The following is a 13,790-nucleotide window of genomic DNA, read 5'->3' on the forward strand; positions in this document are numbered from 1 at the left end:
GGGCACGGCGCGCCGGCGGGCTGCGGGACAACGGATTCGGGGTGGCGGGGCGGCCGGATCAAACGGTCGTTTGGTTTGTGCGGGCCCTCGGCCAACGTGTTTTCCGGTGAACGGGCCAACCCGCTGCCAGCCTTGGCCGGCGCGGGTTTCACCGGATTCGCGATGCCGCGGCCGATGCGGTCGGAACGAGCGTGCGACCGGGCTCCGTCGTGGCCGCCCGCGGGGCCGATCAGACCAGCATGTGCTGCCGGATGGCGTTCAGCGTCGCCTGGTCGAGTTGCAGGCCGTTCACGATGTACGACGTCATCGAGCCGTACGACGCGGTGACCTGATCGAATGCCGCCTGCAGATAATCGGCGTGCGCGCCTTGCAGCGCGGTCATCATGTCTGCCGCATTTTGCCCGCCGGCTTTTTGCGCCTGGGCGACTGATGCGGCAATTCCGGATGCGCTATATACGTTGGTCAGCAGGTAGTCCGCGAAAATCGTTTGCTGAGAGAGGCCGAGGATCGTGTGCAGAATGGCGGTCGCCCAGCCGGTGCGATCCTTCCCGGCCGTGCAGTGCAGGACCAGGTTTTCTCCGGCATCGGCGAAGCCGGTGAACAACGCGCGATAGCTTGCATGCGCGGTGTCCGACGTCACGAACGCCCGGTACATGCTCAGCATGAATGCGGTTGCGGTCGCGCCGGTGGTCGGAATCGGGCCGATACTGGCGGCCCCGAGCACGTTGAGGTTTTGCCAGGTGGCGCCGGCCAGCGGCACATCCGGCTGCGCGTTGATCTCGGCGGGCGTGCGCATATCGCAGACCTGCCTGATGCCCAGCGTGCCGACGGTCGCGACGTCCGCGGCGGACAATGCGAGCGCGGACGAGCGATAGATCATGCCCTTCTTCATCGCCGCGCCGCTGGTCGTCACGTAGCCGGTTCCGTCCGGTCCGCCAGTGTCGCGAAAGTTCGACGCTGAACCCAGCCGCGGTGTCATGACCGGCGCGACCGAAATCGAGTCGCCGCCGCATGCCGACAGAAGCGATGCGCTCCCCAGTGCCATGCCTATGGTGCCGGCGCCCAACCGGAGAAAATGTCGACGGGATATTTCGTTTTTCTGATGCATTCGATGCCCTGTGTCGGAGACGGGTACAAGACGTCGCGACCGCGTTGGTGACCGGAGCCGCCTGCTGCATCGCGGGCGACGCGGCACAGCCGGGGTGGCCCGGGTCGATCGGCATGCAGTCGGACGGTTCGCCGTGCGCATCAATCTCGCGCCGGGTTACCGCACGGTAGCGATCCGCGGCGAAACGGCCATCGTCCTTTTCGATTAGGGAGGAATGCGGGTTGCCGGTGCGGGCCGTGCTGCGTCGACAAGTACGATCGATGGCGACGGCGAGGTAAGATCGGCGTCATGGCTGTATGGATCAAAACACTTGGCCATCACGGGGAAGCGTCATGGATCTGAAGGAAGTCGACGTATTGGGTGCGGGTGTGGGCGATCACTGGTACTACGCGTCGAAGGCGAGCGCGATCCGTCGGTTCCTGGGCGCGTCGGGTGCGAACCGGATACTCGACGTCGGTGCAGGCTCCGGTTTCTTCTCGAAGCACTTGCTCGAACGCACGCAGGCGACGGAAGCGTGGTGCGTCGATACGAGCTACGCCGACGATGCCGATGAGGAGACGGCCGGCAAGCCCATCCACTTTCGGCGGTCCGTCGAGCGATTCGATGCCGATCTCGTTCTGCTGATGGACGTGCTCGAGCATGTCGACGACGATGTCGGGCTGCTGGCGCAGTACGTGAAGGGGGCGCCTCCGGGCAGCCGGTTCCTGATCACGGTTCCCGCGTTCCAGTTCCTCTGGAGCGGCCATGACGATTTTCTCGAGCACAAACGCAGGTATACGATCGGCGGTCTCGAGGATGTGGTTCGTCGTGCAGGGCTCGACGTCGAGCGCGGCGCCTATTACTTCGGCCTCACGTTTCCGCTCGCGGCGGCTCTGCGGCTGGGCGAGCGGGTGCGTCGGCATCCGCGCGAGCCGGCGTCGCAATTGCGCCGGCACCATCCGCTCGTCAACGGCTTGCTCAAGGCGATCTGTCGCGTCGAGTTGCCGATGTTCCGGTTCAATCGCGTTGTCGGCCTGACGGTCATCTGCGTTGCGCGCAAGCGGTGAATGCGATGCGGGCGCCGTGTGGTCGGGGCGCGAATTGTGCCGGGATGTGCGTTGCCACCCGTATCGGTGCCGTAGCGCCAAAAAATTTCACAAGAACATTCACAAAATGCATGCGACCCGATTCTAAATCTGAAAAGTGTCTGTTATACTTTTCTTCTTTCGGGGCGTAGCGCAGCCTGGTAGCGTACCTGCATGGGGTGCAGGTGGTCGGAGGTTCAAATCCTCTCGCCCCGACCAGACAAGAACCCGCGTCAGCTTGAGCTGACGCGGGTTTTTTCTTGCCGGTCGCTTTTTTGCACATCGCGGCGCGGCCCCGGTAAAATGCAAGGTTGATCCACGGAAAGCGCCGTGATTTAGCGGAAGAGGATTCCCCGAACATGACTGATCTTCGTCTTACCATGCGGTTCGCTGCAGTGCTCGCCACCGGCGCGCTCGTCGCCGGTTGCGGTACGTCGTCGCCCACGAAAGTGGACTACAAGAGCGATTCGAAATCGAAGGAAGCGTCGCTCGCAGTGCCGCCCAACATGCTCGACGAGACGGCCGATCAGCGTTCGCTGCCGCCCCAGGGCGGCGCGACTTCACTGTCTGCGCTTCAGCAGGTCCAGCAGGCGGCGCCTGCGCTGGACACCGTCGCTCCGGCCGTGGCCGGCATGCATATCCAGCGCGACGGCACCGAAAGCTGGCTCGTGATCGACGGCAGGCAGCCGGCCGACATCTGGCCGCAGGTGCGTCGTTTCTGGCAGGAGCAGGGCTTCCTGCTCGTCGTCGACCAGCGCGACAAGGGCGTGATGGAAACCGACTGGAACGAAACCCATCCGCAGATCAACGACGGCCTGATCCGTAGCGTGATCTCGAAGGCGATGGGCAACTCGTACGTGACGGCCGAGCGCAACAAGTACCGCACGCGTCTCGACTCGGCGCCGAACGGCGGCACCTACGTGTTCATCAGCCAGAAGGGGATGCGCGAGGCGATCACCGGCTCGAACAACGATTCGAGCAAGTGGGAGGCGAAGCCGAACGATCCGGCGCTCGAGACCGAATACCTGAAGCGGCTGATGGCCGTGCTCGCTCAGAACGAGCAGCGTGCGAAGAACGGCGAGCCGCCGATCGCGAACATCAAGGACAACGCGGTGCCGAAGGACAAGAAGGCCGACACCGACGCATCGTCGAAGGCTGCCGCCGCGATCGCCGCGCAGAACGTCTCGCGCACGTCGGCGCAAGGCAATGATGCGGCCGATGCGGCAGTGCCGTCCGAAGTCACGCTTGGCGAGCCGTACGACCGGTCGTGGCTGCACGTCGGTCTCGCGCTCGATCGTGCGAACTTCACGGTCGATGATCGCGATCGCTCGAAGGGCGTGTATTTCGTGCGCTACGTCGATCCGAAGGATCTGAGCTCGGCCGAGCAGGGCTTCTGGAGCCAGTTGTTCCACGGAAAGAAGGAAAAGCAGGCGAAGCAGTACCGTGTCAACGTGAAGGCGCTCACGGCGGACCAGACGCGCGTCGCGGTCGTCGACGATTCGGGCGCGATCGACTCGTCGTCGCCGGCTCGCCAGATCATGGGGCTGCTCGTGAATCAGCTTCGCTGATCCCGACGTTTCTCCGTATCAGTGAAAAGCCCGCCATTCGGCGGGCTTTTTTCATGGCCGCTCGCTTGCGAGCAGCTTGCGCGCGCATGTGCGAAAGATTCGGTCCCTCCTCGTGACGTTACGTAACATCCGTGCGTTACGGCGGCAGAACGCGTGTCACATTGTCGACGACGAAAAAATTGTCCTTATAAATCAATGAAGTGATTGACGTCCGATGCCTGGCACGCAAACTGCTTTATAGGTTGGAATTGTTGGAACAGGGAGGCTGGCGTCAGATACCGGGGGGTGCGCCGTGAGCGCCCGATCAACGGTATCGACGTCTTCAAATGCCGGCGCGACAAGCGCTGGCGCAACTGATGACGATCCGCGCCAGCGTGCGGATCTCGATGGCCCCGTCGCCTATCCTCGTAGGGCGACGGTTTCGCCCGCGCTTCTGTGAAGCGCGGGCTATTTTTTTGGGGCCGTCGTGCAGTGTCGCATCGGCGCGGGCGATGCGTGATTCGCGTATTCTCGGACTTTTCTGGATGAAGGAGTCGGGAATGGCGGAAATTGCAGTCGTGGCGCTGATCGTCGCGAAGCCGGGCGCCGAGGAAAAGCTGCGCACCATGCTTGAAGGGATCGTCGAGCCGACCCGCAACGAAGCCGGTGCGTTGCAGTACGACCTGCACCGGGACCTGAAGGAGCCCGCGCGATTCGTATTCGTCGAGCGCTGGGAGAGCGAGGAGGCGCTGGCCGCCCATGCGCGTTCCGCGCACATTCTCGCGTATCGGGAAGCAGCCGCGAACTGGATCGAAAGTTCCGAAATCCGCGTGCTGTCGAAGCTCGTCTGAGCAGGGTGGGGCGACCGGACGTGTCCGGTCGCAGCGGCGCGTCAGTGCGACGTGCTGGGTACGTCGAGGATCAGGATGATCGTCCAGTCGGCGTCGCCGTCGTGATGATACTGGCGCTCGGCGACGATGAACGGTTGCTGCTTGCCTTGCGGGCCGAGGAAAAGCACGTCGCCCTCCATCGGCAGGCACTCGATCGGCGGCAGCGCGAGAAACGCGTCGGCCGAGCCGCGGGGCATCAGTTGCTTGATCTGGCGAGTGGCGGCTTCGGTCCACTCGATGTCGAGTTGAATGTTGCTCATGCTGTCCTCCGCACCGGGGTGCGCACGGGTGGAAAATTTCGGTGCGCGACTTTAGCACAGCGCGCGGGCGCCGCAACCAAAAAAGCCGAACCCGGTTGCCCGGATTCGGCTTTTTACTTGTGCGGTGCGGCCGAACTTACTGGCTGGCGGCGTCTGCGGCCTTGGCAGCCTTCTTGCCGGCCTTCTTCGCAGCAGCCTTGTGGTGAGCAGCCTTCTTGCCGTGGTGATGCTCTTCCTGCATCGCCGGCTGAGCGGCTTCGGCCGCTTGCTGCTGCTGCAGCGCCTGTGCGCGCTGTTCGATCTCGGAGATCTTGGCCGGATCGGTAATGGTCTTGATTTCCGTGCTCTCTTGCGCATACGCTGCGCCAGTCAGCGCCGACATCGCTACCAGGATAGCCAGGGACGTCTTCTTCATTGCTTTACCTCCGCTAAGTGGTGATGAACCCGAATGTTGCCGTTTTGTCTGGCGACTGCAAACGAGTGCGTGTCGAGTGTAACAAAAGTGACGGATCAATGTGCACCGGATCTTGGCGCAACGCAAGGCCGCGTTGAAGTCGCGCAACACTTCGCGCACTTCGTCACGCGCCTGCCATCCCGGGCGGCGCTGCCATTTCGCTCCTGTTTCCGCGCGGCCGTCAGAACCACCCGAGCCATCGGTAGACGTGGAATTGCGCGATGCCGACCAGTTCGTGCAGCGCCTGCTCGGCGTTGACCACATTGCGCCAGCGTGGCAGCCAGCCCGTTTGCGCGCGCCGGCGATTCGCATAAACGGGCTGCGGATCGACGCCGAATCGGCGGAAATCCAGCAGGGCGCGGCGCATCTGATAGGACGAGGTGACGAGAATGCGTGCGTCGTCATACTGTGGGCGTAGTATAGACGCAGTGAATTTCGCGTTTTCGTAGGTTGTGCGGCTGTTCGGTTCAAGAACGAGGTCGCCGGGGGCGACGCCTTCCGCGACGAGCTGGCGTCCATATACGGCCGCCTCGGTTTCGCCGTGATGCTGCGGGTCGCCGCCCGACATCACCACGGTGCAGCGTTCGGCCTGCTGCCGGCACGCGCGATAGAGCGCCGCAACCTTGTGGATGCGCGCGACGCCATCGGGTGGCGGCTGCAGCCCGGAGTCGGTGCGATGCGTGCCGGCGCCGATGAGAATCAGCGTGGTCCGCCCATGCATGTCGGGGTGCTCGACCGGCACGACGCCTGCCTCGGTCCACGCGATCAGCGGTGCGGCGAGCCAGCCTGTCGCGAGCAGCCAGAACACCGCAACGGCGGCGATCGCGATGAATCGTCGCCGCTTGCGGCAGAGCATGAAACAGATGAAGAGAAGTACAAATGAATCGAACAGAATCAATTTGATTGGGGTATGGTGTCTTTTTATGGACGGCTGACGATCCGGCCCTGAAGCGACGCCGAACGTCGGCCTCCAGAATCGGTGGCGGTATCGGCGGGCGGAGACCCTGCCCGGCGCGCCGCTTCGCATTGTCGCTGCACTTTAAGAAAGAATCGAGATGGCCACGTATTCCAACGAAGCGGTGCTCGACGCATTGAGACGAGTGCAGTACCGCCAGGTACCGTGGGCACGCCGCCCGGGCGTGTTCGAGTATCTCCGTTCGCTCGGGCTGATGGACACGGTCAGGCAGAAGACCGTTGCCCCCGCACCGGGTTTCCACGCACCGGTGGATATCGCGGTGCTGACCGACAGCGGTCGAGCCGAATTTTCCCGCCTCGAGCGCGACGAGAAATTACTTTCCTGGACCGATCGCCGTATGGACGACTACGCATTGAGCGAAGCGAGCGCCGTGGCGATTCTCGAAAGCCGCCTGTAGCGGCTGGCCATCCCGCCTGGTGTGTCGCCGCGCGAGCCGGCGACACCAAAAAAAAGCCCGTATCGCGAGGATACGGGCATACCGGATACTTTTGCTGTTGCCACGCTGTGCTCATGGCAACGATGTGACTCGCCGCATGCGGCGCAGTTCCCGAAAGCGGGCATTTTCTTTGACGAAATCCTGAAATTGGCAGGACTAAGGATGACGCGGCATGTCGGACGGCTGCGAGCCGATGCGCGCACGCGCATTGCTGGCGATGTCGCCGCGCAGGTCGCCGCGCGGCACGGTCTGCCGGCCGGACTGGGCGGCAGACGGCGGCTGACGGAGCGTGTTGCCGTGATCCTGCTGGCGATGGGGTGGTTTCGTGCGATCGTCGGCGTGAGCTGGAGCGGTCAGCGCCAGGGAAATGACAATGCCGCATGCGACGAGCAGTGACATTGGTTTCATGGCGGGGGCTCCCTTCAAGCCGTCGATGCGGCCTGTTGATATATCGCTAAGGTAAGCGCGGGAGTGCAGGCTTGCTGTAAATATTGGTAAATAGATGTATCGCGGCACGACAGCGGTAATCGACGGCAACGCAGGCGTCGCGAAAAGATCGCGTCGCAGAAAGAAACCGGGCGGCCGAAGCCGCCCGATCGAGCATTCGTTACGCCATCTTGACGGGCGCGCGCCAGGATTCCGGATTGGTCCAGAAGGCGCCGCGCAACCGGTCGCGGCTCGGCGGTGCGGGCGGCTTCGCGGCGCTCGCGCCGATGCGCCCGCGCAGCGAGATTTGCCGGCCGCTCGTGCCGAGTCGCTTCACGATTTCGGCGAGCGTGCCGTCCGCCTGCCATTCGTCGAAGCGACGGCGGCAGGTCGGCGGTGACGGATAGCGGCCCGGCAGCTTCGACCAGCCTTCACCCGTCGACAGCACCCACAACACGGCGTTCACCACCGAGCGGGCTTCCACGCGGGGACGGCCGCGCCGCTCACTCCGTGCGGGTTCCGAGCAAAACAGACCCTCGACCAGCGCCCACTCGTTATCTCTCAAATCGTCGAACAGCATCATGTCCTCACCTCAGCGAAGCTAACTCCGGTGCGCTGCCCTGCGCCGCGCACTCTTCAAGCACTCGATCGTCGAGTGCCGGGTGGGGGCGTCCGGTTGGCCGGCAGCGGCGTTTTTGCCTTTCCATCCGACGAAACCTGCGCCCTGTACGACAGGTAACGCACGAAGCGTGCCATGTCGGAGGCGAATCCCTCGAGAGCCGCTTGGCAGCGAGCTAACGGCTAAGTCAGCTAGGGGCGTATAAGACGCCAAAATAACCCGCCAGCAAATCGGGACAATCACCAATCTTGTGCAGTTCGCCCGCGCTACGTGCGTTTGCGTGTGTATTGCACCGCAGCGAAACATGTGCGGCCAGTGCCGGATTCGCGCATCAAAGCCGGATTCACGCATTAAAATTACGAATCGATATCGACGATTGATGAGGTCAGGGGATGAACGTCACGCTGCGCCAGCTTCGCGTATTCATCGAGGTAGCGCGGCTCAAGAGCTTCAGTCGCGCGGGTGACGAGATCGGGCTCACGCAGTCCGCGGTCAGCCGCTGCGTACGCGAGCTCGAGGCCGAGCTCGGGCTGAAGCTGATCGACCGCACGACGCGCGACGTGCAACTGACCGACGTCGGCGCGAACCTGATCGCGAGCGTGTCGCGTCTGATCGACGATCTGGACGACACGCTGCGCGAGATTCGCGAGATCGGCGAGCAGCGCCGCGGGCGCGTGATCGTCGCGGCGAGCCCGACGATCGCCTGCCGGCTGATGCCGCGCGTGGTGGCATCGTGCGAGCGCCAGTTTCCGTTCGTGACGCTCGGCCTGCGCGACGACGTGCAGAGTGACGTGCTGCGCAAGGTGAAGTCGAGCGAAGTCGATTTCGGCGTCGTGATCGGGCCGCTGATGGTCGCCGATCTCGTCTGCGAGCCGCTGATGACCGATTCGTTCTGCCTCGTCGCGCGTGCCGACCATCCGCTCGCGGCGCGTGCCGAGGTGCCGTGGACGGCGCTGGACGGCGAGCGCCTCGTGCTCCTCGATCATGCGTCGGGCAGCCGGCCGCTGATCGATGCCGCGCTGGCCGCCCACCACGTCAACGCAACGGTCATGCAGGAACTCGGGCATTCGGCGACCGTGTTCGGGCTCGTCGAGGCCGGCGTCGGCGTGAGCGTGCAGCCGTGGCTGTCATTGCCGCTGCCGGCCGGCTCGACACTCGTCGCGCGGCCGCTCACGCCGCGTACCGAGCGCACCGTCGAACTGGTGCGCCGCCGCGACAGGTCGTTGTCGCCTGCGGCGCAGGCGATCTGGGAGCTGGTGCGGCAGATGCCGGCGAGGGCGGAAGACCTCGACTGACGCGCGAGGACGTGCGACTGCCCGGCTTGCGGGTCGGTACACTATGCGGATCGTGTTCCTCGACGGTGGTTCTCGATGGTGCATTCCTCAGATTTTTCCTTGGCGACCGGCGAGCCGGCGGCGCGCGCCGCGGTGCACGCGCTGCGGCCGTCGCTGATCCGGGAGGTGGCGAACGCCGGCTTCGGCGTGCCGGACATGCTGCCGTTCTGGTTCGGCGAGTCGGACCGCGTGACACCGGACTTCATCCGCGATGCGGCAACGGCGGCGCTGCGCGATGGTGCGACCTTCTACACACACAACCTCGGCACGGCGCCGCTGCGCGATGCGATTGCAGCCTACGTGAGCGAGCGTCACGGTGCGACCGCGGCCGACACGGTGGCCGTGACGAGTTCGGGCGTGAACGCGCTGATGCTGGCCGCGCAGATGCTGGTCGGCCCGGGCGAGCGCGTCGTCGCGGTCACGCCGCTCTGGCCGAATCTCGTCGAGATTCCGAAAATCCTCGGCGCGCAGGTCGAATGCGTGCCGCTCGGTTATGGCGACGCCGGCTGGCGGCTCGATGTCGAGCAACTGCTCGCCGCGCTGACGCCCGAAACGCGGATGCTGCTGGTCAACTCACCGAACAATCCGACCGGCTGGACGATGTCGCGCGACGATCAGCAGGCGGTGCTCGCCCATTGCCGCCGTCACGGCATCTGGCTGGTAGCCGACGAGGTGTACGAACGGCTCGCGTTCGGCGAGGGCGGCGCGCCGTCGTTCCTCGATATCGCCTCGCGAGACGAGCGGGTCGTTGTCGTGAATTCGTTCTCGAAGGCATGGGCGATGACGGGCTGGCGGCTGGGGTGGCTCGTTGCGCCGGCATCGGTGATGGGCGACCTGTCGAAGCTCGTCGAATACAACACGTCGTGTGCACCCGGCTTCGTGCAGGCCGCGGGCGAAGTCGCACTGCGCGACGGCGAACCGTTCGTACGGTCGTTCGTCGCGGCGCTGCGCGACGCGCGCGATCACCTGGTCGCCGCGCTGCGGACGCTGCCGGGCGTCGAGGTGCCACCCCCGCCGGGCGCGATGTACCTGTTCCTGCGATTGCCGGGTGCGGCCGACAGTCTCGCGTTCTGCAAGACGCTGGTGCGCGACGCAGGGCTCGGGCTTGCGCCCGGGCGGGCATTCGGCCCGGAGGGGGAAGGATTCGTGCGCTGGTGCTACGCATGCGATCCGGCGCGACTCGATGCGGGCGTCGAGCGGCTGCGCCGGTTTCTCGCGCTCGGCGCGGCCGCCCGCTGAAGCGGGGCCGGAGCGGGCGCGGCGCACTGGCGGCGAGCCAATCTGCTCATCTTTACGCACCGGGCAATTTTGCGTAATATGGCGCTCAGTCACGCGGTTCCGTCGTTGAGCCGTGCTGTTCCGTCCGGTTTGGGCCTGGCCTGAAGTTGGTTCGCCGCCCCCGGTTCGTGCTCCCATCAATATGACCGATCAGAATCGGGCGAGCGCGTCTTCCGTTCCTTTCGTCTGTTTGTTGATCCGGTTCGTTTGACCACAGGGTCTGGCCTAGCTGCATGAATACCCAAGAGGCGAAGATCGTCCTCGAGACTGCTTTGATCTGCGCGCAGGAACCGCTGAAGCTCGGCGATTTGCGCAAGCTCTTTGCCGACGGCGTGTCGGCTGACACGGTCCGCACGTTGCTCGAAGATCTGAAACAGGATTGGTCCGGCCGCGGCGTCGAACTGGTGGCGCTGGCGACCGGATGGCGCTTCCAGAGCAAGCCGGCGATGCGTCACTATCTGGATCGCCTGCATCCCGAGAAGCCGCCGAAATATTCGCGCGCGGTGCTCGAAACGCTCGCGATCATCGCGTACCGGCAGCCCGTCACGCGCGGCGACATCGAAGAGATTCGCGGCGTCACGGTCAATACGCAGGTGGTCAAGCAGCTCGAGGATCGCAGCTGGATCGAAGTGATCGGTCATCGTGACGTGCCCGGACGTCCGGCGCTGTATGCGACGACCAAGCAGTTCCTCGACGATCTCGGCCTGAAGGCGCTCGACGACCTGCCTGCGCTAGAAGAGCCGGCCGCGAATATCGAGGCCGCGCTGCTTGCGCAGCAGGCAATGGACTTCGGCGGCGACGTACCGGTTGCCGACGACGCGCCGCAAGCCGGCGACGCAGCGGCTGACGTGCCGCAAGCGCACGCGGATGAAGCATCCGCCGGATTGCCGGGCGATGCCGCGTCGATGCAGGAAATGCCGAACCGCGCTACGCTCGATGGTGATCTCGGGCAAGCGGAACAAACGGAACAGGTTGGTGCCGAAGCAGTGCCGACCAATGTGCAGCCCGAGCCGCTGCGCGCGGATTGGAGCGAGGAAGATCGCAAGCCGGCCGCCGAAGTGGCTGCCGGAGACGGAGCGGAAGCGGCCGGCGACATGTCCGGCGAGGCTGGCCAGGCCGACGCCTTCCGTTCCCGTCCCGCGGACGGCGAGATGCTGGACGACACGTCCGACAGTCTCGCCGATGCCGTACGAAGCGCCAGTGCGCCGATCGGCGCCGACGCGCTGCCGGACGACGAAGCAGAACCCGAACAGCGTCGCGCCTGAACGCGGCCAACTTCTTGCCGCGCCCGCGCCGGGCGCGAGACCTGACATTTTGAGGTTGTTTTGACAGATATCCACGATATTGAATCGTCCGCGCCTGCCGTGCAGGCAGCGCGTGCCGACGATGCACCGGAGCAGGATGCTTCGGCCGAGGGTGGCGACGAGCGTCCCCGCCGCGGTCTGCGGCGAGGCCCGCGTAGCCTGATCGCGCGGCGTCGCGCGGCGGCCAAGTCGAAGGGCGCCGAAGGCGAGTCGCAGGGCGGTGAGGGCGCGGACGCCCAGCCGGCCGAGGCCGCCGAAGCGCAGCCCGCGCGCGCGCCGCGCAAGGAAGGTGCGGCCAAGGGCGGCCGCAAGCCGGCCGGCAAGCGCGAAGGCGCGGCCAAGGGCGCCGCCCAGGGTGCGCAGGGCGGCCAAGGCCGCCGTGGCGGCGCGCCGAAGTCTGAAGGTGGTCCGGCGAAGGCGGAAGGCGATGCGTCCCAGGATGAACTGTTCGCATACGTGACGTCGCCCGCATTCGACGCGGACAACTCCGCTGGCGGTAGCGGCGTGCGTGCGCCGATGCTGCGTCGCGGCCGCAGCCAGCCGGCGAACAAGCGCGTGCTGTCGCCGGACGACGACGCACCGAAGCTGCACAAGGTGCTGGCGGAAGCGGGCATGGGCTCGCGTCGCGAAATGGAAGAGCTGATCGTCGCCGGCCGCGTGTCGGTGAACGGCGAGCCCGCGCACATCGGCCAGCGCATCATGCCGACCGACCAGGTGCGGATCAATGGCAAGCCGGTCAAGCGCAAGCTGCCGAACAAGCCGCCGCGCGTGCTGCTGTACCACAAGCCGACGGGTGAAATCGTCAGTCACGCGGATCCGGAAGGCCGTCCGTCGGTGTTCGACCGCCTGCCGCCGATGAAGACGGCGAAATGGCTTGCGGTGGGTCGCCTTGACTTCAATACCGAAGGTCTGCTGATGCTGACGACTTCGGGTGACCTCGCGAACCGCTTCATGCATCCGCGCTACAGCGTGGAGCGCGAGTACGCGGTGCGGGTTGTCGGCGAGCTTACTGAAGGCAACCGGCAAAAGCTGCTGCACGGCGTCGAGCTGGATGACGGTCCGGCTAACTTCCTGCGCATCCGCGACGGCGGTGGCGAAGGCACGAATCACTGGTATCACGTCGCGCTGGCCGAAGGCCGCAACCGCGAAGTGCGCCGGATGTTCGAAGCGGCCGGCCTGATGGTGAGCCGGCTGATCCGTACGCGTCACGGCCCGATCCCGCTGCCTCGCGGCCTGAAGCGCGGCCGCTGGGAGGAGCTCGACGATGCGCAGGTGCGCAAGCTGATGGCGACCGTCGGCCTGAAGGCGCCGTCCGAGGAGAAGGGCAAGCGAGGCGGTGCCGACCAGGCCGAGCGTCGCCAGCCCGATCCGATGCAGACGTCGATGGGCTTCATCGGCCGCGAGCCGGTGCTGACGACGCACGGGCAGCTCGACCAGCCGCGTCGCGGCGGTGGCCGTCGCGGCGGGCCGGGCCTGCCGGGCCTGAGCGGCTACGGCAGCCTGCCGGTCGCGCCGTCGGGCTATGGCAACCGTGCTGGCGGCGCCCGCGATGGCAACCGCTCGGGCGGCGGCGGCCGAGATGGGAACCGCGCTGGCGGCGGCCGTGATGTCGATGGCAACCGCGCGTCATACGGCGCAGGCCCCAAGCGCGAGAGCGCGGGCGTCAAGCGCGGCGGTGCCAAGGGCGGCAATCGTAATCCGAACGGCAATCGTCCGGAAGGCGGCGGCAACAGCGGCGGCCCGCGTGGCGGCCAGCGTCCGCAACGCAGTCGCACGCGCAGCCGCTGAGCGTTCGGGCACGCGGTGGCGCAAGGCCGCCGGCGTGCCGGCAGGATCGGCATCGGTCCGCTTTTTGTCGGCACGACGCGTCGCGTTGATTGCTTTCGACTGTATATATATGCCGCGTGCCGCTGGATGGCCGCCGGCATGGCCGATTTCCGGCGCGGCAGGATGGCGCCGGTCGATCGGGCAGTCCGATTTCGCATTTTCGGTCCGTAAAGGCAGGCGACGCGCTGCTTTTACCGGCTGGCTTGGCGTTTGCGCCAAAAATCGCTATAATCGCGGAGTCGCTGGGCGTACGGATTCAATGTGCGG

General features: G+C 65.5%; 13 protein-coding genes, 1 tRNA gene and 1 pseudogene. 9 read left to right on the plus strand and 6 right to left on the minus strand.

From position 1 onward, the window contains the following. Positions 1-229: 229 nt before the first annotated feature. Positions 230-1,108 (minus strand): tyrosine-protein phosphatase, encoded by an 879-nt coding sequence (locus R9B84_RS07540; RefSeq protein WP_423759815.1) that lies wholly within the window; start codon positions 1,106-1,108, stop codon positions 230-232. A gap of 332 nt (positions 1,109-1,440) precedes the next feature. On the opposite strand from R9B84_RS07540, the gene R9B84_RS07545 reads away from it, so the two are divergent. From R9B84_RS07545 to R9B84_RS07560, 4 genes are all read left to right on the plus strand, one after another. After that, the gene (locus R9B84_RS07545) at positions 1,441-2,154 is read left to right on the plus strand and encodes a class I SAM-dependent methyltransferase (RefSeq protein ID WP_423759816.1); all 714 of its coding nucleotides are present in this window, start codon (positions 1,441-1,443) and stop codon (positions 2,152-2,154) included. Between the two features lie 160 nt (positions 2,155-2,314). Then, positions 2,315-2,391: transfer RNA gene (locus R9B84_RS07550), tRNA-Pro, on the plus strand. A 140-nt stretch (positions 2,392-2,531) separates the two neighbouring features. Then, positions 2,532-3,740 (plus strand): outer membrane protein assembly factor BamC, encoded by a 1,209-nt coding sequence (gene bamC, locus R9B84_RS07555; RefSeq protein ID WP_423759817.1) that lies wholly within the window; start codon positions 2,532-2,534, stop codon positions 3,738-3,740. Positions 3,741-4,279: 539 nt separating this feature from the next. Continuing rightward, positions 4,280-4,570 carry a putative quinol monooxygenase gene (locus tag R9B84_RS07560; RefSeq protein ID WP_423759976.1) on the plus strand — a complete coding sequence of 97 codons (291 nt, stop codon included), beginning with the start codon at positions 4,280-4,282 and terminating at the stop codon, positions 4,568-4,570. A gap of 41 nt (positions 4,571-4,611) precedes the next feature. On the opposite strand, the gene R9B84_RS07565 is transcribed toward R9B84_RS07560, so the two are convergent. From R9B84_RS07565 to R9B84_RS07575, 3 genes are all read right to left on the minus strand, one after another. Further along, positions 4,612-4,869, minus strand: coding sequence for a hypothetical protein (locus tag R9B84_RS07565; RefSeq protein ID WP_011351788.1), 258 nt, complete (start codon positions 4,867-4,869; stop codon positions 4,612-4,614). A gap of 136 nt (positions 4,870-5,005) precedes the next feature. After that, positions 5,006-5,284 carry a hypothetical protein gene (locus tag R9B84_RS07570; protein ID WP_011351789.1) on the minus strand — a complete coding sequence of 93 codons (279 nt, stop codon included), beginning with the start codon at positions 5,282-5,284 and terminating at the stop codon, positions 5,006-5,008. A gap of 220 nt (positions 5,285-5,504) precedes the next feature. Beyond that, positions 5,505-6,221 (minus strand): YdcF family protein, encoded by a 717-nt coding sequence (locus tag R9B84_RS07575; protein ID WP_423759818.1) that lies wholly within the window; start codon positions 6,219-6,221, stop codon positions 5,505-5,507. Between the two features lie 157 nt (positions 6,222-6,378). Between R9B84_RS07575 and R9B84_RS07580 the strand changes: the two genes are divergently transcribed. Next, entirely contained in the window at positions 6,379-6,696 is a 318-nt protein-coding gene (locus tag R9B84_RS07580) for a hypothetical protein (protein WP_006495354.1), read from the plus strand. 195 nt (positions 6,697-6,891) lie between these two features. Here R9B84_RS07580 and R9B84_RS07585 read toward each other — a convergent pair whose 3' ends face one another. Next, positions 6,892-7,143 (minus strand): hypothetical protein, encoded by a 252-nt coding sequence (locus R9B84_RS07585; protein ID WP_423759819.1) that lies wholly within the window; start codon positions 7,141-7,143, stop codon positions 6,892-6,894. Positions 7,144-7,345: 202 nt separating this feature from the next. Beyond that, positions 7,346-7,741: pseudogene (locus R9B84_RS07590) on the minus strand (transposase); the annotation flags it as partial. 431 nt (positions 7,742-8,172) lie between these two features. On the opposite strand from R9B84_RS07590, the gene R9B84_RS07595 reads away from it, so the two are divergent. The 4 genes from R9B84_RS07595 (at position 8,173) to rluB (ending at position 13,484) form a co-directional block, all read left to right on the plus strand. After that, positions 8,173-9,075 carry a LysR substrate-binding domain-containing protein gene (locus R9B84_RS07595; protein WP_423759820.1) on the plus strand — a complete coding sequence of 301 codons (903 nt, stop codon included), beginning with the start codon at positions 8,173-8,175 and terminating at the stop codon, positions 9,073-9,075. A gap of 75 nt (positions 9,076-9,150) precedes the next feature. Further along, the gene (locus tag R9B84_RS07600) at positions 9,151-10,353 is read left to right on the plus strand and encodes a pyridoxal phosphate-dependent aminotransferase (protein ID WP_423759821.1); all 1,203 of its coding nucleotides are present in this window, start codon (positions 9,151-9,153) and stop codon (positions 10,351-10,353) included. A 272-nt stretch (positions 10,354-10,625) separates the two neighbouring features. Continuing rightward, positions 10,626-11,657: an SMC-Scp complex subunit ScpB gene (scpB, locus tag R9B84_RS07605; RefSeq protein ID WP_423759822.1), complete on the plus strand. Its 1,032-nt coding sequence runs from the start codon at positions 10,626-10,628 to the stop codon at positions 11,655-11,657. A 60-nt stretch (positions 11,658-11,717) separates the two neighbouring features. Beyond that, positions 11,718-13,484: a 23S rRNA pseudouridine(2605) synthase RluB gene (gene rluB, locus R9B84_RS07610; RefSeq protein ID WP_423759823.1), complete on the plus strand. Its 1,767-nt coding sequence runs from the start codon at positions 11,718-11,720 to the stop codon at positions 13,482-13,484. Positions 13,485-13,790 lie beyond the last annotated feature (306 nt).

The sequence above is a fragment of the Burkholderia sp. NLJ2 genome (assembly GCF_049487195.1).
GTDB lineage: Bacteria > Pseudomonadota > Gammaproteobacteria > Burkholderiales > Burkholderiaceae > Burkholderia > Burkholderia pyrrocinia.

Coding starts and splice junctions, on each gene's coding strand:
- R9B84_RS07540 (WP_423759815.1), bottom strand. CDS start 1,108: ATGCATCAGAAAAACGAAATATCCCGTCGACATTTTCTCCGGTTGGGC.
- R9B84_RS07545 (WP_423759816.1), top strand. CDS start 1,441: ATGGATCTGAAGGAAGTCGACGTATTGGGTGCGGGTGTGGGCGATCAC.
- bamC (WP_423759817.1), top strand. CDS start 2,532: ATGACTGATCTTCGTCTTACCATGCGGTTCGCTGCAGTGCTCGCCACC.
- R9B84_RS07560 (WP_423759976.1), top strand. CDS start 4,280: ATGGCGGAAATTGCAGTCGTGGCGCTGATCGTCGCGAAGCCGGGCGCC.
- R9B84_RS07565 (WP_011351788.1), bottom strand. CDS start 4,869: ATGAGCAACATTCAACTCGACATCGAGTGGACCGAAGCCGCCACTCGC.
- R9B84_RS07570 (WP_011351789.1), bottom strand. CDS start 5,284: ATGAAGAAGACGTCCCTGGCTATCCTGGTAGCGATGTCGGCGCTGACT.
- R9B84_RS07580 (WP_006495354.1), top strand. CDS start 6,379: ATGGCCACGTATTCCAACGAAGCGGTGCTCGACGCATTGAGACGAGTG.
- R9B84_RS07585 (WP_423759819.1), bottom strand. CDS start 7,143: ATGAAACCAATGTCACTGCTCGTCGCATGCGGCATTGTCATTTCCCTG.
- R9B84_RS07595 (WP_423759820.1), top strand. CDS start 8,173: ATGAACGTCACGCTGCGCCAGCTTCGCGTATTCATCGAGGTAGCGCGG.
- R9B84_RS07600 (WP_423759821.1), top strand. CDS start 9,151: ATGGTGCATTCCTCAGATTTTTCCTTGGCGACCGGCGAGCCGGCGGCG.
- scpB (WP_423759822.1), top strand. CDS start 10,626: ATGAATACCCAAGAGGCGAAGATCGTCCTCGAGACTGCTTTGATCTGC.